Source organism: Deinococcus aquaedulcis (assembly GCF_019693445.1).
In the GTDB taxonomy this organism is placed as follows: Bacteria; Deinococcota; Deinococci; order Deinococcales; family Deinococcaceae; genus Deinococcus; species Deinococcus aquaedulcis.
This window is the reverse complement of the sequence record NZ_JAHRBL010000001.1, coordinates 604,235-626,599: the sequence shown is the minus strand read 5'-3', so window position 1 is coordinate 626,599 and position 22,365 is coordinate 604,235. Positions and strand designations below refer to the sequence as shown.

The window sequence follows — 22,365 nt, the reverse complement described above, 5'->3', positions numbered from 1 at the left end:
CCCCGGAGGACCCCCCATGCCCCGCCCCACCCACCCGGACCTGATGCACCGCCTGAGCGACTTTCTGGACCCCACCGACGGCGCAGGGCTGGCCGAGCGCCTCTTTAACGCGCTGCTGGTGGTGCTGATCCTGCTGACCGTGACCCTGACCATCGTGGGCACGGTGCCCAGTGTGGAGCGGGAATATGGCGCGGCCATCCGGGCCTTTGACTACGTGTGCGCGGCGGTGTTCGGCGCCGAATATCTGGCGCGGCTGTACGTGACGCCGCTGCGGCCCGGCTACGGTTCACGCCCAGCCGATTACTGGCGCTACGCCACCGCGCCCCTGCCCCTGATTGATCTGCTGGTGCTGCTCTCGCTGCTCGTTCCCGGCAGCGCCGCCCTGGCCAGCCTGCGTGGGCTGCGGCTACTGAAACTGCTGTCGCTGCTGAAACTGGGCCGCTACTCGGATTCGCTGCAGCTGATCGGCCGGGTGATCGCCCAGCGCGCGGGCGAACTGCTGACCACTGTGCTGATCGTGATTGTGCTGGTGTTTATCGCCGCCAGCGTGCTGTACCAGGTGGAAGCGGGGGCGGGCACCAAAGGCTTCGAGAGCATTCCCCAGGCGCTGTGGTGGGCGGTGGTGACCCTGACCACCACCGGGTACGGCGACGTGTACCCGGCCACGCCACTGGGCAAGGCGGCGGCCGGCTTGATCATGCTGTTCGGCGTGGGCATGGTGGCCCTGCCGGCCGGGATGGTGGCCAGCGGCTTTGCCGAAGAGTTGGCCCGGCTCCGTCAGGAAGAACAGGCCGCCGCCCGCTCCATGCGCTACTGCCCGCACTGCGGCGAACCGTTGGAATAGGACAGGGGCAGGAGGACCGCATTCAGATGGCCGCGCACAACCTTGAGTAGAGCCACGTGGTGCCTCCCAGCCGTCCTGGGCCGCAGTGCAGGTCCGCGCGACTTGAACGGTTGTGGGTGCGCGTAGTGCCCAGAGCGCAGAAAGTGGCCCAGGACGAATCCACCCTGTCTGACCCACACCACCCACAAGAACGGCCCGGGCTGATGCAGCCACCGGGCCGTTCTTGCGCCTCCTACCGACCTGCTTACTCCAGCGTATGGGGGCGGCGGCCCTTGACCAGCCACGCCTCTTCCGTTAGGCCCGCCCCCTGGTTGGCGGCGCGGGCCATGATGAACAGCAGGTCCGACAGGCGGTTCAGGTAGATCACGACCTGGATATTGATCTCTTCCTCGGCCTGCAGGCGAATCACCTCGCGCTCGGCGCGGCGGGCCACCGCGCGGGCCACCTGCAGGGTGGCGGCGGCGGGCGTGCCCCCGGGGTGCACGAAGCCGGTAAAGGGCGGGGCCGCTTCCTGGTAGCGGTCAATCATGGCTTCCAGAAAGGTCACGTCCTGGGCGTCTATGCGCGACAGCTTGGCCTCGTAGCGCGAACCGGAGCGGGTGGCCAGATCGGCGCCAATGTCGAACAAGGCGTTTTGCAGGTACTCCAGGTCCTGGTCCAGTGCGGGGTCCGGCTTGTGGCTGCGGGTGTTGTGGGCGCGCGCCAGCCCAATGAACGAATTCAGTTCGTCCACCGTGCCGTAGGCCTCCACGCGGGCGCTGGCCTTGCTGACCCGCTCGGCGCCGTACAGGCCCGTGGTGCCGCCGTCTCCTGTCTTGGTGTAGAGCTTCATGGGGATACTGTAGAGGGTTGATGGTTGATGGACAGGCGGGCAATAGCAGAAAGCAGATAGCGAAGGCAACAACCCCCGCCATCTGCTTTCTGCCTCTTCCCGCTACAGGCGGCCGGTGTCCTCGGTCAGTTGCCGCAGGGCCACGGCCAGGTCCGCGCGCAGGGCTTCGGGGCGGTAGCGCCAGGTCCAGTTGTGGTCGCCGGTGGTGCCGGGCAGGTTCATGCGGGCATCGGTGCCCAGGTTAAAGATGTCTTGCAGGGGCACCACGGCCAGCTTGGCGCGGCTTTCGAAGGCCATGCGCGTCAGCAGGGCGGCAAACGTCTCCTCGCTGGGATCGCTGCTGGTGTACACGCGGAAGTTGTGGCGCTCCAGTTCATCGGCCGCGCGCCACCAGCCGCGCGTGGTGTCGTTGTCGTGGGTGCCGGTGTAGACCACCTGATTCTCGCGCAGGTTGTGTGGCAGGAAATCGTTCACGCTGAAATCGCCGCCGCCAAAGGCAAACTGCAGCACTGCCATGCCGGGAAACTGGAAATCGTCGCGCAGCTTCTCCACGTCGGGCGTCACCACGCCCAGGTCCTCAGCGATGATGGGCAGTTCGCCCAGCGCACCCAGCACCGCCTCGAACATGGCGTGGCCGGGCGCAGGAACCCAGCGGCCATGAATGGCGGTCTCAGCCGGAAAGGGAATTTCCCAGTAGCCGGCGAAGCCCCGGAAGTGATCAATGCGGATCACGTCGTACAGCTTCAGGCTGCCCTGAAAGCGCTTGATCCACCACTGAAAGCCGTCGGCCTGCATGGCGTCCCAGCGGTACAGCGGGTTGCCCCACAGCTGGCCAGTTTCGCTGAAATAGTCCGGCGGCACGCCCGCCACTACCGTGGGCTGGCCCTGATCGTCGAAATAGAACTGATCGCGCGCGGCCCAGGCGTCGCTGGAATCCAGGGCCACGAAAATCGGAATGTCCCCGATCACCTGAATGCCCTTCTCAGCGGCGTAACGGCGCAGCACGGTCCACTGGCGGAAGAACAGGAACTGCACGAACTTCACGCGCTCGGTGGTGTCGCGCAGGCGCTCCGCCGCCGCTGCCAGGGCCTGGGGGTCGCGGTCGCGCAGCGGGGCTTCCCAGGCGTTCCAGGGCAGGCCGCCGTGCGTTTCCTTGAGGGCCATGAACAGGGCGTAGTCGTCCAGCCAGTCGGCTTCGGCGGCCTTGAAGGCCTCGAAATCGGGGCGCAGATGGGGGGCGCTGCCCGCCGCGTACCGGGCCTGGGCGCGGGCCAGCATCTGGTTGCGCCACACGTACTGCAGGCCGAAATCCACCTTCTCGGCCGAGAAGCTGGGGGCGTCGGCAAAGTCGTGCTCGTCCAGCAGGCCGTGCTCGCGCAGCGCGACCAGATCAATCAGGTACGGGTTGCCAGCAAAGGCCGAGAACGACTGGTAGGGGCTGTCACCGTAGCCGGTGGGGCCCAGGGGCATCACCTGCCAGTACCGCTGGCCGGCCTGGGCCAGCCAGTCAATAAAGGTGCGCGCGTGCTGGCCCAGTTCACCAATGCCGTAGGGGCCGGGGAGGCTGGTGGGATGCAGCAGAACGCCGCTGGAACGTGAAATGGTCATGGATGAACCTCCGAACAGGCAGATGGGGCCGTGTCACTTCTGGGGGTGGAAGTGATTCCAGAATATGAGGATAGTACAGTGCTGCCCGCCGCTCGCACCACGCCTGGGCTGATCAGGGGTCAGGGCGCGCTGCGGTGAGCGCGGGCGCCACCCGGCCCCTACTTGGTGTTCAGGAAATCCAGAATGGCGCGCGCCAGGGCCTGGGCAATACGGTCGCGGTAGGCGGCCTGGGCCAGCCGGGGGCCTTCCACCGGGCTGCTGCCAAACCCCACCTCGACCAGAATGGCGGGTGTGGTGGGGTTACGAATGACGTAAAAGGCGTCGGTCTTGACCCCCCGGTTCACCGCGCCGGTGGCGCCGATCAGGCGGCTCTGCACCCGGGTCGCCAGCTGGCGGCTGAAGGCCACCTTGGCCTGCGCCAGAATGTCGCCCAGCAGGTTCTGGGCCAGCCCGGCGGCCTTGCGGGTCAGTTCCTCGCCCACGCTGCCGCCCCCGTTTTCCTGCACCGCCAGACTGCGCGAACTGCCTGCCAGCGGCTGCCCGAAATAAAAGGTCTCGATGCCCTGGGCGCTGGGCCCGGCCGAATTCACGTGGATGCTGACGAAGGCGCTGACCTGCCCGGTGGCGGCGAGACGCGAGCGGGCTTCCAGGTCGGCGCCCTTGTTGGGGCTCAGGTGCTGGTCACCCGTGCGGGTCATGACCACGTCCACGCCGTGTTCCACCAGCACCGCGCGGGTGCGCAGGGCGATATCCAGGGTCACGTCTTCCTCGCGCACCCAGCGGCTGACGGCGCCGGGGTCGTTGCCGCCGTGGCCGGCATCCAGCACCACGCGGGGCCGGACGGTGGGCGACTGGGTGACCACGCTGGCCGGGCGCACAGCCGCTGCGGGCGCCGGCGTGGCGGGCAGGCGCGAGGCCGCCGCACTGGTGGGCACGTCAATGACCAGCCGCGCGCTCTGCCCCGAGGCCGGGGGCAACACACTGACCTTAGCCAGGGCGTGGCCCCGGGCCAGCGTGACCGACACGGTGCCGCCCGCCACCGCGTAAGCCGTCACGCCGGGCGCGCTGAGGGGGCCCTGTTCGGTCTTGAGGGTCACGTCCAGCTTCACGGTGACGCTCTGGCCCGTCACCTTCACCTGACTGGCGGCCGTGCGCGGCAAGTCGAACACGAGGCGGGTGTAGCCGTCGTGCTGGCCCACGCGCGGGACGGCCAGGGCGCACGACAGCGCACAGAACACAAGCAGCGGCCATGCGGCGCGCCGGACCGGGTGGAAAACAGCTGCGGGCTTCACTGCGCCGAGCTTAGCGCCCCGCGCCCAGCGTGCGGATGACAGACCATGAGGCGGCGTGCCAGGAAAAGATGGGGGCGAGGGGATGGACCTGCGGTGGCGCCGCAATCGAAGACGCCGACCGACCAGAGTGGCCCCAGGTGTTCACCCTCAACCGTTCTGAAGTGGACGGTCCAGCAAGGAACGCGGCGTGGGCCGAACGCAGGGGCCGCCCTTTCGCCCCGAGCCAGAATGGGCCCCTGCGCTCAGGCCACCGAAATGCGGCGAACGGTGTAGCGCACGGGGCCGCTGTCCAGCTCCACCGTGAAGGTCTCGCCCCGGTGGCGCCCCCGCAGTGCCTGACCCACCGGGCTGTCGTCGCTGACCTGGGTGACCCCCTCGGCCAGGGTGGCGATCTCCACGGCGCTCACCAGTTGCACCGTCAGCTCGCGGTGCTGGTCGGGGGCGTGGAGCACCACCACCGAGCCCACGGTCACCTCGTCGCGGGGCAACTCGCCGGGGTCCACGATCACTGCCCGCGCCAGGGCATCTTCCAGTTCCAGAATGCGCGCCTCTACCCCTGGCCGCTCCATGTGCAGCTGGGCGGCGTTCAGGCTGCGGTTTTCCAGGTCCGTGGCGTCGTCCAGGGTACCGGCCATGCTGGCAATATTGTCCTCGCGGCGCTGCCGCTCCCGGTCCAGGGCCTGTTCCAGCCGTTCATAGCCTTCGCGGGTGACATGCAGTTCATCAGGCATAAGGTCTCCTTAAGGGCGCGGGCGACCCGCCGACCCCGCGCTGCCGCAGGTGTTCGCCCTGGGCTGGGGTCCCATCATGGGCACGCGCTCAGGGGTGGACGTAAGGATGGCCCCAACCGCTCTTCGGCCAGCTTTCATGGGGCCGTGGGGTCCGCCCTCTCTACTTTCAGAAACGCGCAGAGGGCCGCCCCCGATGTTGTGGCGGGCGGCCCTGGAGGAACCCTCATGCCCAGCACCCCAGACGACGCCCACACCCCCACCGCCAGCACCACCGATTATTCGCTGCCCGAAGACAACGACCCCGCCAACCAGGACGCCCAGGCCAATGCTGACGAGGTTCATGCCGCTCAGGAGGAGCAGGACAAATTGCCCGTTTCCGGCGACGTGACGGGCGGACACCCCGGGCCGGGCACCGAGGGGCTGACGGGCGCCGGGATCGCCTACGACGACGGCATTGACCCGGACCTGCGTGCCGAGATGCTGGACAACGCCCTGGCCTACATGGATGACGAGCCGCCCCACAACGTCAATGACGAGCCGGGGTTTGACGACGGGGTGCCCGGCAGCATCTCGGACTTCAGCGTGGTCGGGCCCCAGACGCCCGGCGGCGTAACCCGGCTGGCCGACCCCAGTTTCGATGCCGGCGGTGAGGTGCAGGGGCCCCGGGTGGGCGGCTCTGGCGGCTTTGACGGCGGTCCGCCCCGCACCACGCCCCTCCCCGGCAGCACCGACACCGAATGACAAAGGGCTCGGGCCGCTTGAGCCATCTGCGAAGAGCAGCCTGACCAACACATGGATTTTCCCCGCTCGCCTTGTGGGGTGCTCGCAGAAAGCATGCGTGCAGGACGACGTTGCTCGCATCGCCCCTCGCCTCGCTGGCACACTGTTCCAACCCCCAGGCTTACCCTGAACCCAGCAGCCTGACCCCCAGTGGCGCGGCCCGCTGAATGTCGTCTGATGCGGCTCCTCATGGCCCCTTGTGGTGCGGCCCGTAAGGTAACGGGATGTTGCGTCCTCTCCCCTTCCTGCTGCTGGGCCTGCTGAGCCTGGGCGCCCAGGCGCTCACCTTCGGTGGCCTGAATGTGACGCCACGCGGCGAACAACGCCTGAATCTGGAGACCGGCGCCACCGAACTGCCCCAGGGTGGCACCGCCACCGACGCCCGCCGGGGGCTGAAGCTCAGTGCCCAGCGCCTGAACCTGTTGCCCGGCCAGACCCTCAAGGCGCAGGGCGCCACCGTGACCACCAAGCAGGGCGGCACATTAAACGCCCCGCAGCTGACCTATGACCTGAAGGCCGGCACTGTCACGGCCTCGGGGGGCGTGACCTACAGCGACGCGCGCCTGCAGGGCCTGAGCGCCCCCACGCTGACCGTGCATCTGAACACAGGTTTCGTGGTGGCCTCGGGCGGGGTGAAGGCCAAGACCCCGGCGCTGTCGGGCGCGGCCCTGATCTTTGACCCGGCCACGGTGCAGGCAGTGCTGACAGGGCCCTATCAGGTCAACCAGGGCACGCTCAAGGTGCAGGCTCCAAGTGGTAGCCGCCTGCTGATGGTTTTTGGCGGCAACCGGGTGGTCCGCGCCACCCAGACCCCCGACGCCGAGACCCTGGCCCGCTTTGGCCCGTATCTGAAGTGAGGGGGCTGAATAAAACACCTACAGGGCCAACTGCCGATGGCCACCACTTCTGCGAAAGACCAGCACATGGTCCGTTCCCTGGCCGCTGTTGACGTGCCCTAACTGGGTTATCCCTCAACCACCCAGCCCACGGCTGCCTGCACTGCAAAGGTGGATCGCTTGAAATCGGCCATGGTGTAGTCCACGTCTGTGACCGGACTGAAGTCCAGGCAGATGGTGTCCTGCCAAAACTCAATATGTACCCCGAAAGGACTCATGACCACGTTGGTGGGGGGGCCTTCCCGCACCTGAACCCAGGCCGCTCCTTCCAGAATGAGCTCCAGTGTGGTCCAGCCGGAGGCGGCATCCTGATCCATCACTTCCAAGCGAATGGCGCCGTGAAGAGAAGCGTCCACGTAGGTCAGAGTCATGGCGTGAATCACGCCGTCACAAAAATGGTGATGCCGGGCCAATAAGGCGGGGAGGGTGGCGGCATTCAGGCGCTGCACCGCGCTGTCCTATCACAAAAAGGCAGGCCCTCCACACCTGGGAGGGCCTGCCTGAACTGGTCCGTGAATCGTGTTTTACATCTCCACGTGGGCGGGGGCGGCTTTCTCGCCCTTCTCGCGGCGGGGAATCTGGAGGTTGGGCATCATCAGCGTCGCCAGGAAGGCCAGCAGGGCCACCAGAATCGAGTAGCGGTAGATGCTGGAAATGGTGTCAGCAAAGGCCACCTTGGCGGCGCGCGCACTGGCCAGCGAGATCTTCTCGCCGTCGTTCACACCGGTCAGCGCCGCACTCAGGGCCTGCTGCGTGGCCTGCTGGGCCGCCGCCGTTTCGCCCTGGGCCAGTCCCTCCCGAATGCCGCTCAGAATCTGCTCGCGGGCCTGGGGCGCGGCCAGCGCCTGGGCCGGAATGGTGCTCAGGCGGGCGCGCAGTTCCTGGGGCAGCCCCGGGTTGGCGGCGACGGCGCGCACCTGGGCCGGGTCGCCGCTGTTCACGGCCTGCTCAATGGCCGCCTGCGTCTGGGCAAAGCCGGCCTTCACCTGGGCAGGCACGCCGCCTTCAGGGATCGAGGTAAAGCGGGTGCGGGCTTCGGCCGGCAGGCTGGCAATGAATTTGTCGGTCTTCAGGGCCTGCAGGGCGGCGGGGTCGCCACTCTGAATGGCTCTGGTGACGTTCTGGCGCAGCGTCTCAAAGCGGGCCCCAATCTGCTCGGGGGTCTCGGGCGTCGCGTTGCGGTCACCTTCGGGGGCGTTGCCCGAACGGATCTCGTCACTGATGCCCTGCAAGGTGGTGGCCACCGTGCCCTGGTTGGCGGCGGCCTGCGCGGCAAACTGGGTGGCGAGGTTGCTACTGACCCCGGCGGTCAGCACGGCGCCAAAGACGGCTGTGCCAATTGTGCTGCCCATCTGCTGAAAAAACTGCCCGGCGCTGGTGGCCACGCCAATTTCCCAGGGCTTGACCGACAGTTGCAGCGCCGTGGTGTACAGCGGCAGCGCGGGCCCCAGGCCCAGGCCCAGCAGCACCATGCGAATCACCACGCTGTTGTAGCTGGAGTCAGCATTCAGGGTGGACAGGGCAAAAAAGCCCAGAGCGGCGGTCATCAGGCCAATGAGCATCAGCGGCTTGTATCGGCCCATGCGGCTGGCCAGCTGCCCGGAGCCGATGGCCCCGATGATCAGGCCCACGGTCAGCGGAATCGTGGCGGTCCCGGCGGCGGTGGCCGACACGCCCTGCACCTGCACCAGATACAGGCTGAGGAACAGAATGGCGCCCAGGAACCCGGCCCCGATCATGAAGCGGGCAATGGCCCCCCAGGCAAACGTGGGGTTCTTGAACAGGGTGAGGGGCAGAATGGGGCTCTCGTGGCGGCTTTCGGCCACCAGAAAGGCGATCAGGGCGGCGGCGCTCAGGCCGAACAGGCCCAGGATGGTGGGGCTGCTCCAGGCATAGTGGCCGTCGGCGCCCCAGGTGAGGGCCAGGAGCAGCGGCACAGCAAACACCAGAATCAGGAACGCGCCCAGCCAGTCCACGCGCGCTTTCAGGCCGCTGGCCAGCCGGGGCATCTTGGCGGCAATAAAGGCCAGTGCCACGAGGCCGATGGGCAGGTTCACGTAAAACACCCAACGCCACGACACCTGATCGGTGAGGAAGCCGCCCAGCAGCGGCCCAATCACGCTGCTCAGGCCGAACACAGCGCCGAACAGGCCCTGGTAGCGCGGGCGGTCCACGGGTTCAAACAGGTCGGCAATGATGGCAAACGCCACTGAGCCCAGCGCAGCGGCGCCCACGCCCTGCAGGCCACGGAACACCACCAGCTGCATCATGCCGCCGCCGAACAGGTTGCCCAGGAAGGGCTCGCCGGCCAGGCCGCACAGCGCCGAGCCGATCAGGAAAATCACAATTCCCAGCATCAGGATGGGCTTGCGACCATACAGGTCCGACAGCTTGCCGTAAATAGGCACCAGTGCGGTGTTGGTGAGCAGGTAAGCGGTGGTCACCCAGGAGTACAGAGACAGGCCGTTGAGGTCCTGCGTAATGCGCGGCATGGCGGTGGACACGATGGTCTGGTCCAGCGCGCTGAGAAACAGGCCCAGCAGCACGCCAAAGAGAATCAGGCGCTTGGTGGGCAGATCGAGCGTCTTGGCGTAATCAATGCGCCCGGCCGGCTCGGCAGTGGAAGGGGTGGTCATGGATGCTCCTGACAGGGGGGCGAAAGCGGTTCAAGTTCATCCAGCAGGCTTTGCAGATGGTGCTCGGCTGCCGTGATGGTCTCCAGGTTCAGCCCGGTGAAGGTCGTGACGTAAGCGTTGACAAATTCGGCGTCCATGCGCCCCACCACGCTGCGCCCGGCGTCAGTCAGGTCCACCAGTTTCTCGCGGCGGTTGTCCGGGTTTTCCTGGCGGGCAGCCAGACCCCGTTTCACCAGCCGCTCCACAAGGTGGCTGGCGGCGGGCAGGCTCAGGCGGGTGCGCTCGCTCAGCTGGGTCACGCTCAGGGGGGCGTGGGCGCGCAGCTGGTGCAGCGCCGTTACCTGCGAGAAGCTGAGGTCGTGGCCCTGCAGCTCGTCCTGCATGCCGCGCATCACCCGGCTGCTGATCAGGCGGTGCAGGCGTTTCATGGTGTGGCCCAGGCGCTGGGCGGCTTCGACATGTTCGGGGCTGGGCGGGGGACGGTCTGGGGGTGACAGCTCAGGAGGAGTCATACTTCCAAGTCTGCAACAATCTCATGGGTCGCACAATATGACACATCAGACTTTTCCAACCATAGATCAATTGGCGGATGGGTCATGGGCGGGTGGAGGCCACCGGAAGGGGCGGCTTGGCCCTTGTTGCAGGCCGAGCGTGACGCTTCGGGAGATAGACGATTTGAGGGAAGACAGGGCTTGAGAGCAGCGGCGGCAGACAGTCCCTCTGCCCCGCTGGACCTTCTGGCAATGCCCCACACGCGGCAGGCCAGAGACGTGCAGGGCCAGACAACGGTTCTTATCCCGCTTCCTGATAAGCATCGGCAGGCTGGGAAACAGCCAGACATCGGCTCTGGCAGATACAGCCAAGGGCGCCGGTCAGCTTTCAACCGGCGCCCTCATTCCTGTCAACCTGGGCTCAGCGCAGGGCGTTCCAGGCGGCCTGCACTGCTACACCCCGCTCAAACCTCACGCCCAGGGCGGCAAAGCAGTCTTCCAGAATGCCGGCAATACCCAGGGCGTCGTAACGGTCGGCGTAGCCCATGGTGCTGATCCGGAACACCGTGTCCTCGTGGGGGGCCTGACCGGGCAGGGCGCGCTGGCCCATCGCGGCCAGCCCAGCGGCCACCTGCCGCCCGGTCAGGCCCTGGGGCGGGGTCAGCACCGCCACCGCCGGGCTGGTGCGCGCGGCCCAGGCGGGGGCCCCCAGGGCGGTGCCGGCGGCGATCAGGGCGTCGGTCTTGCGGCGCTGCTCGGCCCACAGCTCTTCCAGGGGCACAGCCAGCAGGCGGTCCAGGGCGGTGCTTAGCGCGTAGATCAGGTTGATGGCCGGGGTCTGGGGTGTGTTGCCGGCTTTCTGCCCGGCCAGTTCCCGGGTCAGGTCCAGGTAGAAGCCGCGCTCGGGGTTCTGGATCAGGCGGGCCTGCACCTCGGGGCTGAACAGCACAAAGCCCAGGCCCGGCGGGGTGGCGGTGCCCTTCTGGCTGCCGGAGACAATCACGTCCACGCCCCATTCGGCGGGGCGCAGTTCGGCCACCCCGTAGGAGGTGATGCAATCGGCAATGATGATCAGGTCCGGGTTGCCGGCGCGGGCGGCGCGGGCAATGGCTTCCAGGTCATGCAGGGCGCCGGTGCTGGTTTCGCTGTGGGTGATCAGCAGGGTGTGGGCGTCCCGGGCCGCGCCCGCGACCTCCTGGGGGTCCAGCAGTTCGCCCCAGGGGCGGGCCACCAGTTCGGTGCGGTAACCCAGTCGCCCGGCCATCTCGCCCCAGCGCTCGCTGAACTTGCCGGCCTGGGCATTGACCACCTTCGCCCCCACCGGCGTGGTGCTCACCAGCGCGCCCTCAAAGGCCCCGGTGCCGCTGCTGGTGGTGATCACGGCGTCGTACGGGGACCCCAACAAGCGCGAAAGCTTGGCGCGCGCTTCCATCAGCTTCTCAATGCCGGCCTGGGCGCGGTGGTGCATCTGGGGCTGGGCCAGTTGCGCCAGCACGTCGGGCGCCACCTCCACCGGACCCGGGGCAATCAGGCGCTCGCGGTTGAGGGGGGCGAAGGGAAAGGCCGGGGAAGCGCTAGGGGTCACGGGTCCAGAGTAGTGGTGGGGTACGACCATGTCGCCAAGGCATCTGCACGAGGGCCACCCCAGGTACCGCACGCGCCCAGAGCATGACCACCCCGCACGTGAAGCACCTCACATCCATCCCCTGCTTTGTGAGCGAAATGTGGGAGAAGACCTGATGAACTGTGAAGATGCCCCGCCCTGCCGCCCGCCTGACGCTGCCCCTATGGGGTGCCCTGACCCTGGTGGCCCTGGCCGGCGCGCAGACAGCTGGGCCAGCAGCGCCTCCCCCGCTGGAGGCTCGACTGGCCCCGGACGCGCTGGTTGCCGACAGCGAGGTTTTTGCCCGGCTGGTGGAGGCAGATTTTGCCGCCTGCGGGCAGAGTGCCGTGCGTGACGAGGCGCTGGACGCGGTGGCCGGGCGGGTGCTGCGCGGCTTTCCCCTGAAGGGCGAACTGCAGGCCAGCCACTACCCGGCCAAGCGCTTCAGTTCCTTTCTGCTGCCCAAGCTGGGCAAGGTCAAGGCGGTGGCCGGCGCGCTGGCGAACCAGTGCGGGCACCGCGTGGGCTTTACCCGCTACGGCGTCTCGGTGCAGGACGGGCGCGCGGCCCTGGTGTACGTGCAGCCTGCCCTGATCGAGACCGCCGATCCTCAGGGATGGCTGAACCGCTTTCTGGTGCTGACCAACGAGGCCCGGCGTCAGGGGCAGCGCTGCGGCCAGCAGCTGTTTGCCCCGGCTCCGCCCCTGGTGTGGAACGACGCCCTGGCCCGCGCCGCCCAGACCCAGGTGGACGACATGATCCGGCTGAACTTTCGCGGCCATGTGAACCCCGTAACTGGCAGCGAGCCGCCCCAGCGGGCCCTGGAGAGCGGGTTCACTGGCCAGGCGGTGGGCGAGAATGCCGCCTACAACGTCCTGACCCCCGAAGAAGCCCTGCAGGCCCTGCTGGACAGCCCCGGTCACTGCACGGTCCTGATGAAGCCGGAGTGGCAGAGCTTTGGCGCCGGCATGGGCAACGGCACCCCGCAGACCACCTTTGCCACCTACTGGGTGCAGACCTTCGGGCGCTGAAGAGAGCAGCGTTTGGTCCAGGGGCAGAAGATGTTGCCCGTTTTGGCCCCGTGAGCCGGCCTTGAGCATTTCCTGGGCTGCGGACCCCCGGCGTGGGCGGCTGGGTAGGCTGCCCCTATGCGCATTGTGATCGTGGGCGGCGTGGCCGCCGGAATGAGTGCGGCCAGCCGCGCGCAGCGCCACAACCCCCGGGCCGAGGTGGTGGTCTTTGAGCGCGGCGAGGTGGTCAGCTACGGCGCGTGTGGTCTGCCCTACGTGCTGGGCGGGCAGGTCAAAGGCTTTGACGACCTGATCGCCCGCACCCCGGAGCAGTTGCGCGCCCGGGGCATTGGCGTGCGCCTGCGTCACGACGTGACGGGCGTGGATGCGAAGGCCGGCACCGTCACCGTCACGGACCGCGCGTCCGGGCGCAGCGCGGCCGAGCCCTACGACCGCCTTCTGATCGCCACCGGGGTCTCCCCTGTCCGGCCTGACTGGGCCCGGACCCCACTGAAAGGCGTGCATGTGCTGCGCGACATTCCAGACGGGCAGGCGCTGGACGCCAGCCTGCAGGGGGCGCGGCGGGCCTGCATCGTGGGCGGCGGCTACATTGGCCTGGAACTGGCCGAGGCCCTGCGGGCCCGGGGCCTGAGCGTGGTGCTGCTGGAACAGGCGCCAGAGGTGGCCGGGCGCATGCTGGACCGGCCCCTGCAGCAGCAGGTGCGCGCCGAGGTGGAACGCGGCGGCGTGGACGTGCGCTGCAGCGTGACGGTGCAGGGCCTGACCGGCCAGAACCGCGTGAGTGGCGTGCAGACCGACCACGGGCGGGTGCGCGCCGACGTGGTGGTGGTGGCCGTGGGCGTGCGCCCCAACGTCGAACTGGCCCGCGCGGCCGGGGCCCGGCTGGGCCGCAGCGGCGCCGTGGCGGTCAACCTGCGCCAGGAAACCAGTGTGGCGGGCGTGTACGCCGCTGGCGACAATACCGAAGCCCTGCACCGCGTCACCCGGCGCCGGGTGCACATCCCCCTGGGCCTGACCGCCAACCGCATGGGCCGGGTGGCCGGGGTGAACATGGCGGGCGGCGAGGCCCGCTTTCCCGGCGTGGTGGGCACCGGCATCTTCAAGACCTTTGAACTGGGCGTGGCCCGCACCGGCCTGACCCAGACCGAGGCCGAAGCCCTGGGCATCAAGGCTGTGAGCGTGGACGTGCAAAGCACCGATTACGCCGGCTACCACAAGGCCGCCCGCCCCATTCATGTGCGCCTGACCGGCGAGCAGGGTACCGGCCGCCTGCTGGGCGCGCAGCTGCTGGCCCAGAACCACGAGAGCGTGAAACGCGTGGATGTGGTCGCCGCGCTGCTGCACACGCGGGGCACGGTGCAGCAGCTTTCTGAAGCCGATCTGGCCTATGCCCCGCCTTTCAGTGGGGTGTGGGACGTGCTGCTGGTGGCGGCCGACCGGCTGGGGCGGGCGCTGTGAGGGGACATTGGGGAGGTCGAGAAGTCGAGGTGTCGAGTGGTCGAGACTCAGCGTGTGGCCCTCTGCAGCTCCACGGTTCGCGCCAGGGCCAGCCTTATTGCCTGGACCCGATGCCCCGGCGGCCCGTCACATAGGAGGCCGCAATGGGCCGATTCGGGTGGTACACCCCTCGGCCCCCTGCCGTTTCTCGACCCCCGACTTCTAGACCCCTCGACCCCTCCTACACCCGCACCAGATACGCGCTGTCAATCACATCCAGGGCGCGCACCTGCGCCAGTTGCTCGGGGCTCAGGCCGTCGTCCAGGGTGAGGGTAAAGAGGGCCTGCCCGCCCTTCTGCGCGCGGCCCAGAGCCATCCCGGCAATGTTCACGCCCCAGCCGCCCAGCAGCGCCGAGAGCTTGGCCACGGCGCCCGGCTTGTCCTGGTTGCTGGCGATCAGGATGTGGCCTTCGGGTTCCAGTTCCACGCGGAAATCACGCAGGCGGGTCAGGCGGGGACTGCGGCCAAACACTGTGCCGCCCACCGTGCGGGTGCGCTGCTTTTCACCGCCGCCGCCGCTGGTGAGGCGCACAATCACTTCGGTCTGGTAGTCGGGGCTTTCGGTTTCCTCACGAACGGCGATATTCAGGCCGCGTTCCCGGGCCAGGGCGCGGGCGTTGATCATGTTCGGCGTTTCGTCGGTGTGGCCGGACAGGTAGCCCACCAGCGCGCTGGTCACCACCGGGGCAGGGTCGGCGGGGAATTCGCCCCGGAAGGTCACCTCTAAGTCGTGGGCGCCGGGCAGCAGCTGCGCCAGAATGCGCCCCAGCTTCTCGCCCAGGGTCAGGTAGCCGCCCAGGGCCTCCAGGGTCTTGGCGTCCAGGGCCGGGGCGTTGACCGCGCCCTTGCTCACATCGCCCTGCAGGGCCGCCAGCACGCGCGAGACGATTTCGGCGCCCACCCGCTCCTGCGCCTCGGCGGTGTTGGCGCCCAGGTGCGCGGTGATGCCCAGATTGGGCGCGCCCAGGAACGGGTGGTCGGGGGCCGGGGGCTCGTCTTCAAACACGTCCACCCCGGCGGCGAACAGATGGCCAGACCCCAGCGCGTCCACCAGAGCCTGCTCGTCAATGATCCCGCCGCGCGCCGCGTTCACGGCAATGGCGCCGGGACGCAGGCGCGCCAGCTGCTCGGCACCGATCATGCCTCGCGTTTCCTCGGTCAGGGGGGTATGTACGGTCAGGGCGTCCACCTGCGCCAGCAGCTCGTCCAGCGTGGCGGCGCGCGTCACGCCCAGGCGCTCGAATTTGCTCTCGGGGACGTAGGGGTCGTAGGCCACCACCCGCATGCGCAGGCCCTGGGCGCGGTCCGCCACAATCGAGCCGATGCGGCCCAGGCCCACGATGCCCAGGGTCTTGTCCTTCAGCTCCATGCCCAGGAACTTGCGATCCCAGTCGCCCGCGCGGGTCTTGCGGTCCGAGCGGGTCAGGCCGCGCGCCGCCGCCATGAGGTGCATGACCGCCAGTTCGGCTGCCGAGACGTTGTTGCTTTCGGGCGCGTTCAGGATCAGCAGCCCGCGCAGGCTGGCGTAATCCAGATCAATGTTGTCCACGCCCACGCCGCCGCGCCCGATCACCTTCAAGCGCGGGCCCGCCGCGTCAATGAGTTCGCGATCCACGCGGGTGCGGCTGCGGGTGATCAGGGCGTCGTAATTCGGCAGGCGGCGCAGGGTCTCCTCGCGCGCCATGTTGCCCTCGTAGTCAATCTCAAAGCCCTCGTGCTGCAGCTCGCCGGGGTTCATCTCGTCGCAGATGAGCACGCGCAGCGGCGCCGGACGCGCCTCTTGGGCCGGGGCAGGGGCAGGAGCGGTCATGGGGTTCAGGGTACGGGCCCCGGGGCCGCCCGGCGGGGATTTGGCTAGGGGGAAAGGAGCCCAGGGCCGACGCCCCAGCCTCAGGGTTTGCTCAAGCGGCGTCCCGGTAGACAGCCGCGTGGGCGCGGGCCTAGGGTGGGGCCCATGTCGCCTGCCCCGCCCGACGGCGCCCGCGCGCCCCAGGCGCCAGAAGCCCCGAGTGACCACCTCGACGCCCGCATGACCCGCCGGGCCCAGGCGGTGCTCTCCGGCGAGCACGGGCGGCGCGGCCTGGGGCGGGTGCTGCCGTTTCTGGGGCCGGCGGTGGTGGCTTCGGTGGCCTACATGGACCCGGGGAACTTCGCCACGAATATTCAGGGCGGCGCGCAGTTTGGGTACGCCCTGCTGTGGGTGATCCTGGCGGCCAACCTGATGGCCATGCTCATTCAGAACCTCAGCGCCAAGCTGGGCATTGCCAGTGGGCGCAACCTGCCCGAAACCATCCGCGACCAGTGGCCCCGGCCGGTGGTGTGGTTTTACTGGGTGCAGGCCGAAATCGTGGCCATGGCGACTGATCTGGCCGAGTTTCTGGGCGCCGCGCTGGCCATTCACCTGCTCACGGGGCTGCCGCTGATCTGGGGCGCGGCGATCACCGGGGTGGTGACCTTCTGGCTGCTGACGCTGCAGCGGCGCGGCTTTCGCCCGCTGGAACTGGCCATTGGCGGGTTCGTGCTGGTGATCGGGGTGGCGTACCTGACGCAGTTCGTGCTGGCCCGGCCGGCGCTCTCGGCGCTGGGGCCGGGGTTTGTGCCCAGCTTTCCGGGGCCAGAGGGCGTGTATCTAGCGGTGGGGATCATCGGGGCCACCGTCATGCCCCACGTGATCTACCTGCATTCCGCCCTGACCCAGGGCCGCATTCCCACCCGCAACGACGAGGAAAAACGGCGCTTAAGCCGTCTGAACCGCATTGACGTGGTGGTCTCTATGGGGCTGGCCGGGCTGATCAACATGAGCATGCTGGCGGTGGCCGCTGCCACCTTTTACGGCAAGAACATTGAGGACGCGGGCAACCTGGAAACCGCCTACCAGACCCTAACCCCGCTGCTGGGCCCGGCGGCGGCGGTGGCCTTTGCCCTGGCCCTGCTGGCCAGCGGTCTGAGCAGCAGCGCCGTGGGCACCATGGCCGGGCAGGTGATCATGCAGGGTTTCGTGCGCTTTACCATTCCGCTGTGGCTGCGCCGCACGGTGACCATGCTGCCCGCCTTCGTGGTTATTCTGCTGGGGCTGGACCCCACCCGCGTGCTGGTGCTCTCGCAGGTGGTCCTGAGTTTCGGGGTGCCGTTCGCCCTGGTGCCGCTCTTGCTGTTCACCGCGCGGCGCGACCTGATGGGCGTGCTGGTCAGCCGCCCCCTGGTGCGCGCGGCCGGCTGGCTGTGCGCGGCCGTGATCATCGGCCTGAACGCCTACCTGCTGTGGGAGACGTTTAGCGGATGACGGATAACCGGTGTCCTGATGACCAGCCAACAGGCGACTCGATGACCGCCGACGACGCCTCTCAACTGCTGAGCCTACTGGCGCCTCTGCTGCCCCCAGGGATCAAGTTGGAGATCACGCCCGGGGAAGTGGGGGTGGGGTGCGGTGGGCTCTGGGCGTGGCAGGGCTACGATTTCCTGACCTATCCACGAGACGCCGAACACTTGCTGAGCGGCCTTCAGGACATGATCATCTCCTGCGTTTGGGACTGGTGGCCGCTGCTCGGCAACCGGCACGCGACGTTTGTGGTGCATGGAGATCAATTGACGCTGGAAGCCCCAGGGCTGCCGCCAACCGTGCTGGGACCGCTGCGCCCCGATTGAGCGTGGAATCCAGGGGAGTACCAATAGGCACCAGCAACAATGGTTCGGACAGTTTTGAAATTCTGTACGGCGCTGCTCAACAAGCGCTCTGTTTTTACCCCTCCCTTGCGGGGGACTCACAGCGCCGCGCCGCAGAGGTTGAGTCGTGCAGCGCGGCGTACCGGAGGGAGGTCACCGAGTCAAGCGTTCCAGACGACGTTCTCGCCTTCTCCATATTCATCGGGCTTGAAAACTGTTCGCACCCTTGAGCGAAGGCCCTGTTCACAACACAGTGAATACCCATAAAAACAGCGGCCCAGGCAGCATTCACAGGCTATTAGCCCTGGCATGAAACGCGCCGCCGCTGCAACCGGGTGAGGACTTCAGGGCGCCGCCTGACCACGACACAGGCCGCAGGGCCCGCCTCCGGTCCCCATGGACACTTCACCTTTCTCAACCGTTTCACGTTGCAAGAACCCTGCCAGAACCCCAACGTTAAAGTGCGCCCATGGTCAGAACAGCAGTGTCATGCCAGGGGTGCCTATGGCCCGCCTGAGCCAGCAGCAGGCCAGCAGTGGCCACACAGTCCTGGTGGTGGACGACGACGCCGAGCTGCGCGGCACGGTGGCGCGGCTGCTGCGCAGTTGCGGTCACACAGTCCTGACCGCCGACGGCGGCGAGGAAGCCCTGCGGCTGGTGAAAGAACACGACGTCCACCTGATGCTGCTGGACTACTTCATGGCCGGGATGACCGGCGAGGACGTGGTGCGCGAACTGCGCGCGCGTGGGCACGGGCTGCAGGTGGTGCTGCAGACCGGCTACGCCTCGGAGCGCCCGCCGCGCGACATGCTGCGCGACCTGGATATTCAGGGCTACCACGACAAATCCGAGGGCCCCGACAAACTGCTGGTGTGGGTGGACGCGGCCCTGAAGGCGCACCGCCACGTCAAGGCGATCCTGGCCTCGCGCGACGGCCTGAACCACATTCTGCAGGCCGCGCCGCAGCTGCACCGCCTGCAATCGCTGGACGAACTGCTGCGCGGCATTCTGCTGCAGCTGCAGGGCATCCTGGGCTTTTCGGGGGCCTGTGTGGCGGTGGTGCCCGGCGCCCACACCGACAGCGCCCACCCCGGCAGCCTGCTGGCGGTGCCCAGCGATCAGGCCTTTGAGGTGCGGGTGGCCACCGGGCGCTTTGAGGGGCGGCAGTGGCACGATCTGGGCGACCCCGAACGGCAGGCCGTGGTGCAGGCCGCGCAGTGCGGGCGCCCCAGCCGCGAGCCGCTGACCACCCTGCCGCTGCAGGTGGGGGACCGCAACGTGGGCGTGGTGCTGGTGGACCTCGCCGCGCCCGCCGCCGCGCAGGCAGACCTGACACTGCTGGAGGTCTTTGCCGCCCAGGCCGCCGTGGCGATTCAGAACGTGCAGCTCTTTGAACTGGCGACCACCGACGATCTGACCGGCCTGATGAACCGCCGCGCCTGGGCTGGGCGGCTGGACGAGGCGCTGCGGCTGGGCGCCCGCCACGGCCACCCCACCAGCGTCATGCTCATTGACGTCGATCACTTCAAGCGGGTGAACGACACCTACGGGCATCTGGCCGGCGACGCCCTGCTGCGCCGCCTGGGCGCGGCGCTGCGCGAGAAGGTGCGCGGCACTGATCTGGCGGCGCGCTACGGCGGCGAGGAACTGGCGGTGCTGCTGCCCCACACCAGCCCGGAGGGCGCGCGCGTGCTGGCCGAGCGCCTGCGCGAGCACATCGCCGCGCTGCGCCTGGACTGGGAAGGCCGGACCGTGCAGGTGACCGCCAGCATTGGCGTGGCCACCGACCCGGGCGGCAGCGGGGCCATGCCGGGCGCCGCCGCGCTGCTGGCCCAGACCGACGAGGCGCTGTACGCCGCCAAGGCGAGCGGGCGCAACCGCGTGCAGGTGGCCGGCGCGCTGGTCGGGGCCGGCGAGGGCGGCTGAGGGCGCACCCATGACCCAGCTGAACGAGCAGAGCACGGTCTCGCGCCTCGCCGCGCTGGTGCAGGGCGTGGTGTGGGAAGCCGACCCGCAGACCAAGCGGGCCACCTTCGTGTCGCCCTGGGTGGAAACGCTGCTGGGCTTTACCCCGCACGAGTGGCTGAACACCCCGGGGCTGTGGGTGCAGCGCTTGCACCCCGAGGACCGCGAGCGGGTGCTGGCCTCGCACGCGGGCAGCCTTGCCACGGGCGAACCCACCTCGGTGGAATACCGCTTTCTGGCCGCTGATGACCGCACCGTGTGGGTGCGCGACCTGGTGACGCCGCTGATGGACGGCGGCCGGGTGGTGGCGCTGGGCGGGGTCATGCTGGATATCACCGCCGAGCGGGCGCAGCAGGACGCCCTGACGGCTGCGCTGGCGCGTTTCGAGAAGGTCTTTCAGGCCAGCCCCATGGGCATGGCCCTGGTGACCCCCAGCTGCGGCGAGATTCAGCAGACCAACGCGGCGTTTGGGGCGGTGGTGGGCGCGCCGCTGAATACGGTGTTTCCCGCCACAGCCCCCGAGGGCGACGCGCTGTGGCCGCACCCCGCGCAGGCCCGCACCCTGCAGGCCGCTCTACAGGCGGGCGCAGCGGTGCACGACATTCATGCCCAGTGGCGCCGGGCCGACGGCGAGGTGCGCGACGTGCTGCTCTCGGCCGAGTCGCTGGACCCGGACGCGGGCGTGGCGCTGCTGATGGTGCGCGATGTCACGGCCCGGTTCCAGGCCGAGGCGCGCCTGCGGGCCAGCGAACGGCGCTTCCGGGCGCTGGTGCAGCGCAGCAGCGATCTGCTGACGGTGATCAGCCCCAGCGGCAAGGTGCGCTATGCCAGCCCGGCGATGCAGGCGGTGCTGGGTCACGACGAGGAAGAGGCCCTGGGGGAGCAGGTCCTGAACTACATGCACCCGGACGAACACGAAGCCATTCGCGCCGAGTTCGCCAAGGCGGTGTTCGGCGGCCCGGGCGCGACCTCGCGCCTGACCAGCCGCTTTCGCCGCAGCGACGGCCAGTACCGCTGGCTGGAATGGGTGGCCACCAACCTGCTGGACGACCCGGATATCCAGGGCATGGTGATGAACTCGCGCGACGTGACCGACTGGGTGCAGTCCGAGCAGGCCCTGAAAGAAAGCCGCCGCACTTTCGAGGTGCTGTTCGAGGCCTCGCCGGACGCCGTGACGCTGGTGGACTTCTCCGGCGACATGCCGATTGTGCAGTGCAACGAGGTGGCCGCCCAGAACCGGGGCTATGTCCGCGAAGAACTGATTGGCCAGAGCACCTACGTGTCGCTACCCAACGGCGAGGCACTGCTGGCCGATCCGGTGGCCAACGAGACATTCCGCCAGCGGGTGCGCGAAAGTGGCCGACTGCGCTTTGAAGCCGAGCACCTGCGCCGCGACGGCTCCATCTACCCGGTCGAGATCAACCTCGCGCTGGTGACGCTGCAGGGCCGCGAAATGCTGCTCAGCATAGAGCGCGACATCAGCGAGCGCCGGGCCGCCGAGGCCGCGCTGCAGGCCAGTCAGGCGCGGCTGCTGTCCAGTGAGAAGCTGGCCGGGCTGGGGCGCCTGACCGCCGGCCTGGCCCACGAGATCAACACGCCGCTGGCCGCCACCCTGAACGAACTGCACGAAGCCACGCGGCTGGCCCAGGAATACCGGGATTCGGTGGGCCACCCCGAGGTGACCGATGACGACCACCGCGAGATTGCGCGCGAACTGAACACCAGCATTGACGCCGCGCAGCGCAACCTGACCCGGATTGGCGACTTTATCCGCAAGATCCGTGGCCACACCCGCGACACCGTCTCGCAGCGCCGCACCTTTGACGCTGTGGCGGGCGTGGAAGACACCCTGACCATGCTGGCCCACGAGGCCCGCGCCGCCAAGGTGAACCTGCTGTTCGAGCGCCCCCGCGAAGGCGTGACCCTGCAGGGCGAGCCGGGCCGCCTGACCCAGGTGGTAACCAATCTGGTGGTGAATGCCATTCACGCCTGCCCGCACGGCGCCGACGTGACGGTGCGGTTTGCCGTGCGGGAAGGCGTGCGCACCCTGGAGGTTGAAGACACCGGCAGCGGCATTCCCGAAGACGTGCTGGGGCGCATTTTCGAGCCCATGTTCACCACCAAGGAGGTGGGCAAGGGCACGGGTCTGGGCCTGTCGATCATCCACGACATCGTGACCGGGCACTTTGGCGGCGACATTCTGGTGGACACCCGGCTGGGCCAGGGCACCACCTTCACCGTGACCTTCCCCGGGGCTGCCGGCGAGGCCGAGACGCCGCCCGCACCGGCAGAACAGCTGGGTGTCTAATACGACTTCCGAAAAATCCGTAACGTGTGACGTAATTTTTCCGACCGGACTGAGCCAGCTGCGCAGCAGAGGGAGCAGGAAAAGGAACGGATTTCCGGGAATCGGGCTGGAACAGCGCCGACGGCGGGGAACAGCCAGTTCTTTTCTGGAGGTGACGGACATGGACGGCAGTCCGTATGAAGCATTCG

The 22,365-nt window shown here is 68.4% G+C and carries 18 protein-coding genes; 9 read left to right on the top strand and 9 right to left on the bottom strand.

Features of this window, described 5'->3' with window-relative positions; all coding sequences use genetic code 11:
- Positions 1-16 precede the first annotated feature (16 nt).
- A complete protein-coding gene (locus KMW22_RS02920; protein WP_221088489.1) occupies positions 17-844 on the top strand; it encodes an ion transporter in 828 nt (275 codons plus the stop codon).
- A gap of 244 nt (positions 845-1,088) precedes the next feature.
- On the opposite strand, the gene KMW22_RS02915 is transcribed toward KMW22_RS02920, so the two are convergent.
- The 4 genes from KMW22_RS02915 to KMW22_RS02900 all read right to left on the bottom strand — a co-directional run bounded on the left by KMW22_RS02915 (position 1,089) and on the right by KMW22_RS02900 (position 5,307).
- Entirely contained in the window at positions 1,089-1,676 is a 588-nt protein-coding gene (locus KMW22_RS02915) for a cob(I)yrinic acid a,c-diamide adenosyltransferase (RefSeq protein ID WP_221088488.1), read from the bottom strand.
- Between the two features lie 102 nt (positions 1,677-1,778).
- Positions 1,779-3,284, bottom strand: coding sequence for a 4-alpha-glucanotransferase (gene malQ / locus KMW22_RS02910; protein ID WP_221088487.1), 1,506 nt, complete (start codon positions 3,282-3,284; stop codon positions 1,779-1,781).
- 158 nt (positions 3,285-3,442) lie between these two features.
- On the bottom strand, positions 3,443-4,576 hold the full coding sequence (locus tag KMW22_RS02905; protein WP_328774566.1) for an N-acetylmuramoyl-L-alanine amidase family protein: 1,134 nt from the start codon (positions 4,574-4,576) through the stop codon (positions 3,443-3,445).
- Positions 4,577-4,818: 242 nt separating this feature from the next.
- Entirely contained in the window at positions 4,819-5,307 is a 489-nt protein-coding gene (locus tag KMW22_RS02900) for a GreA/GreB family elongation factor (protein ID WP_221088486.1), read from the bottom strand.
- A 225-nt stretch (positions 5,308-5,532) separates the two neighbouring features.
- Here KMW22_RS02900 and KMW22_RS02895 point away from each other — a divergent pair, with 225 nt between their 5' ends.
- On the top strand, positions 5,533-6,048 hold the full coding sequence (locus KMW22_RS02895; protein ID WP_235692430.1) for a hypothetical protein: 516 nt from the start codon (positions 5,533-5,535) through the stop codon (positions 6,046-6,048).
- Between the two features lie 263 nt (positions 6,049-6,311).
- Positions 6,312-6,944 carry a hypothetical protein gene (locus KMW22_RS02890; protein WP_221088485.1) on the top strand — a complete coding sequence of 211 codons (633 nt, stop codon included), beginning with the start codon at positions 6,312-6,314 and terminating at the stop codon, positions 6,942-6,944.
- Between the two features lie 107 nt (positions 6,945-7,051).
- Here the strand turns inward: KMW22_RS02890 and KMW22_RS02885 are convergent, their stop codons facing one another.
- From KMW22_RS02885 to KMW22_RS02870, 4 genes are all read right to left on the bottom strand, one after another.
- The gene (locus KMW22_RS02885) at positions 7,052-7,432 is read right to left on the bottom strand and encodes a hypothetical protein (protein ID WP_221088484.1); all 381 of its coding nucleotides are present in this window, start codon (positions 7,430-7,432) and stop codon (positions 7,052-7,054) included.
- 75 nt (positions 7,433-7,507) lie between these two features.
- Positions 7,508-9,619 (bottom strand): MDR family MFS transporter, encoded by a 2,112-nt coding sequence (locus tag KMW22_RS02880; RefSeq protein WP_221088483.1) that lies wholly within the window; start codon positions 9,617-9,619, stop codon positions 7,508-7,510.
- A complete protein-coding gene (locus tag KMW22_RS02875; RefSeq protein ID WP_221088482.1) occupies positions 9,616-10,131 on the bottom strand; it encodes a MarR family winged helix-turn-helix transcriptional regulator in 516 nt (171 codons plus the stop codon). The genes KMW22_RS02880 and KMW22_RS02875 overlap by 4 nt, the downstream gene beginning before the upstream one ends.
- Positions 10,132-10,531: 400 nt before the next feature.
- Complete coding sequence (locus KMW22_RS02870; RefSeq protein WP_328774574.1) at positions 10,532-11,605, bottom strand: aminotransferase class V-fold PLP-dependent enzyme; 1,074 nt, start codon at positions 11,603-11,605, stop codon at positions 10,532-10,534.
- 257 nt (positions 11,606-11,862) lie between these two features.
- Between KMW22_RS02870 and KMW22_RS02865 the strand changes: the two genes are divergently transcribed.
- Positions 11,863-12,744, top strand: a complete 882-nt coding sequence (locus KMW22_RS02865; protein ID WP_221088480.1) for a CAP domain-containing protein — start codon at positions 11,863-11,865, stop codon at positions 12,742-12,744.
- 117 nt (positions 12,745-12,861) lie between these two features.
- Complete coding sequence (locus KMW22_RS02860; RefSeq protein WP_221088479.1) at positions 12,862-14,202, top strand: FAD-dependent oxidoreductase; 1,341 nt, start codon at positions 12,862-12,864, stop codon at positions 14,200-14,202.
- Between the two features lie 220 nt (positions 14,203-14,422).
- Here KMW22_RS02860 and serA read toward each other — a convergent pair whose 3' ends face one another.
- Positions 14,423-16,051, bottom strand: a complete 1,629-nt coding sequence (serA, locus tag KMW22_RS02855) for a phosphoglycerate dehydrogenase (protein ID WP_221088478.1) — start codon at positions 16,049-16,051, stop codon at positions 14,423-14,425.
- A 219-nt stretch (positions 16,052-16,270) separates the two neighbouring features.
- On the opposite strand from serA, the gene KMW22_RS02850 reads away from it, so the two are divergent.
- The 4 genes from KMW22_RS02850 (at position 16,271) to KMW22_RS02835 (ending at position 22,177) form a co-directional block, all read left to right on the top strand.
- Positions 16,271-17,524 (top strand): Nramp family divalent metal transporter, encoded by a 1,254-nt coding sequence (locus KMW22_RS02850; protein ID WP_407928419.1) that lies wholly within the window; start codon positions 16,271-16,273, stop codon positions 17,522-17,524.
- Between the two features lie 41 nt (positions 17,525-17,565).
- Positions 17,566-17,886 carry a hypothetical protein gene (locus KMW22_RS02845; RefSeq protein ID WP_221088476.1) on the top strand — a complete coding sequence of 107 codons (321 nt, stop codon included), beginning with the start codon at positions 17,566-17,568 and terminating at the stop codon, positions 17,884-17,886.
- A gap of 522 nt (positions 17,887-18,408) precedes the next feature.
- Entirely contained in the window at positions 18,409-19,830 is a 1,422-nt protein-coding gene (locus KMW22_RS02840; protein ID WP_221088475.1) for a GGDEF domain-containing response regulator, read from the top strand.
- 10 nt (positions 19,831-19,840) lie between these two features.
- Positions 19,841-22,177, top strand: a complete 2,337-nt coding sequence (locus KMW22_RS02835) for a PAS domain-containing sensor histidine kinase (RefSeq protein WP_221088474.1) — start codon at positions 19,841-19,843, stop codon at positions 22,175-22,177.
- Positions 22,178-22,365 lie beyond the last annotated feature (188 nt).

Excerpts from the sequence above, each read along its gene's own strand:
- KMW22_RS02860 (WP_221088479.1), top strand. The coding sequence starts at position 12,862 with ATGCGCATTGTGATCGTGGGCGGCGTGGCCGCCGGAATGAGTGCGGCC.
- KMW22_RS02895 (WP_235692430.1), top strand. The coding sequence starts at position 5,533 with ATGCCCAGCACCCCAGACGACGCCCACACCCCCACCGCCAGCACCACC.
- KMW22_RS02890 (WP_221088485.1), top strand. The coding sequence starts at position 6,312 with ATGTTGCGTCCTCTCCCCTTCCTGCTGCTGGGCCTGCTGAGCCTGGGC.
- KMW22_RS02915 (WP_221088488.1), bottom strand. The coding sequence starts at position 1,676 with ATGAAGCTCTACACCAAGACAGGAGACGGCGGCACCACGGGCCTGTAC.
- malQ (WP_221088487.1), bottom strand. The coding sequence starts at position 3,284 with ATGACCATTTCACGTTCCAGCGGCGTTCTGCTGCATCCCACCAGCCTC.
- KMW22_RS02840 (WP_221088475.1), top strand. The coding sequence starts at position 18,409 with ATGGCCCGCCTGAGCCAGCAGCAGGCCAGCAGTGGCCACACAGTCCTG.
- KMW22_RS02920 (WP_221088489.1), top strand. The coding sequence starts at position 17 with ATGCCCCGCCCCACCCACCCGGACCTGATGCACCGCCTGAGCGACTTT.
- KMW22_RS02845 (WP_221088476.1), top strand. The coding sequence starts at position 17,566 with ATGACCGCCGACGACGCCTCTCAACTGCTGAGCCTACTGGCGCCTCTG.
- KMW22_RS02865 (WP_221088480.1), top strand. The coding sequence starts at position 11,863 with ATGCCCCGCCCTGCCGCCCGCCTGACGCTGCCCCTATGGGGTGCCCTG.
- KMW22_RS02835 (WP_221088474.1), top strand. The coding sequence starts at position 19,841 with ATGACCCAGCTGAACGAGCAGAGCACGGTCTCGCGCCTCGCCGCGCTG.
- KMW22_RS02875 (WP_221088482.1), bottom strand. The coding sequence starts at position 10,131 with ATGACTCCTCCTGAGCTGTCACCCCCAGACCGTCCCCCGCCCAGCCCC.
- serA (WP_221088478.1), bottom strand. The coding sequence starts at position 16,051 with ATGACCGCTCCTGCCCCTGCCCCGGCCCAAGAGGCGCGTCCGGCGCCG.
- KMW22_RS02900 (WP_221088486.1), bottom strand. The coding sequence starts at position 5,307 with ATGCCTGATGAACTGCATGTCACCCGCGAAGGCTATGAACGGCTGGAA.
- KMW22_RS02880 (WP_221088483.1), bottom strand. The coding sequence starts at position 9,619 with ATGACCACCCCTTCCACTGCCGAGCCGGCCGGGCGCATTGATTACGCC.
- KMW22_RS02850 (WP_407928419.1), top strand. The coding sequence starts at position 16,271 with ATGACCCGCCGGGCCCAGGCGGTGCTCTCCGGCGAGCACGGGCGGCGC.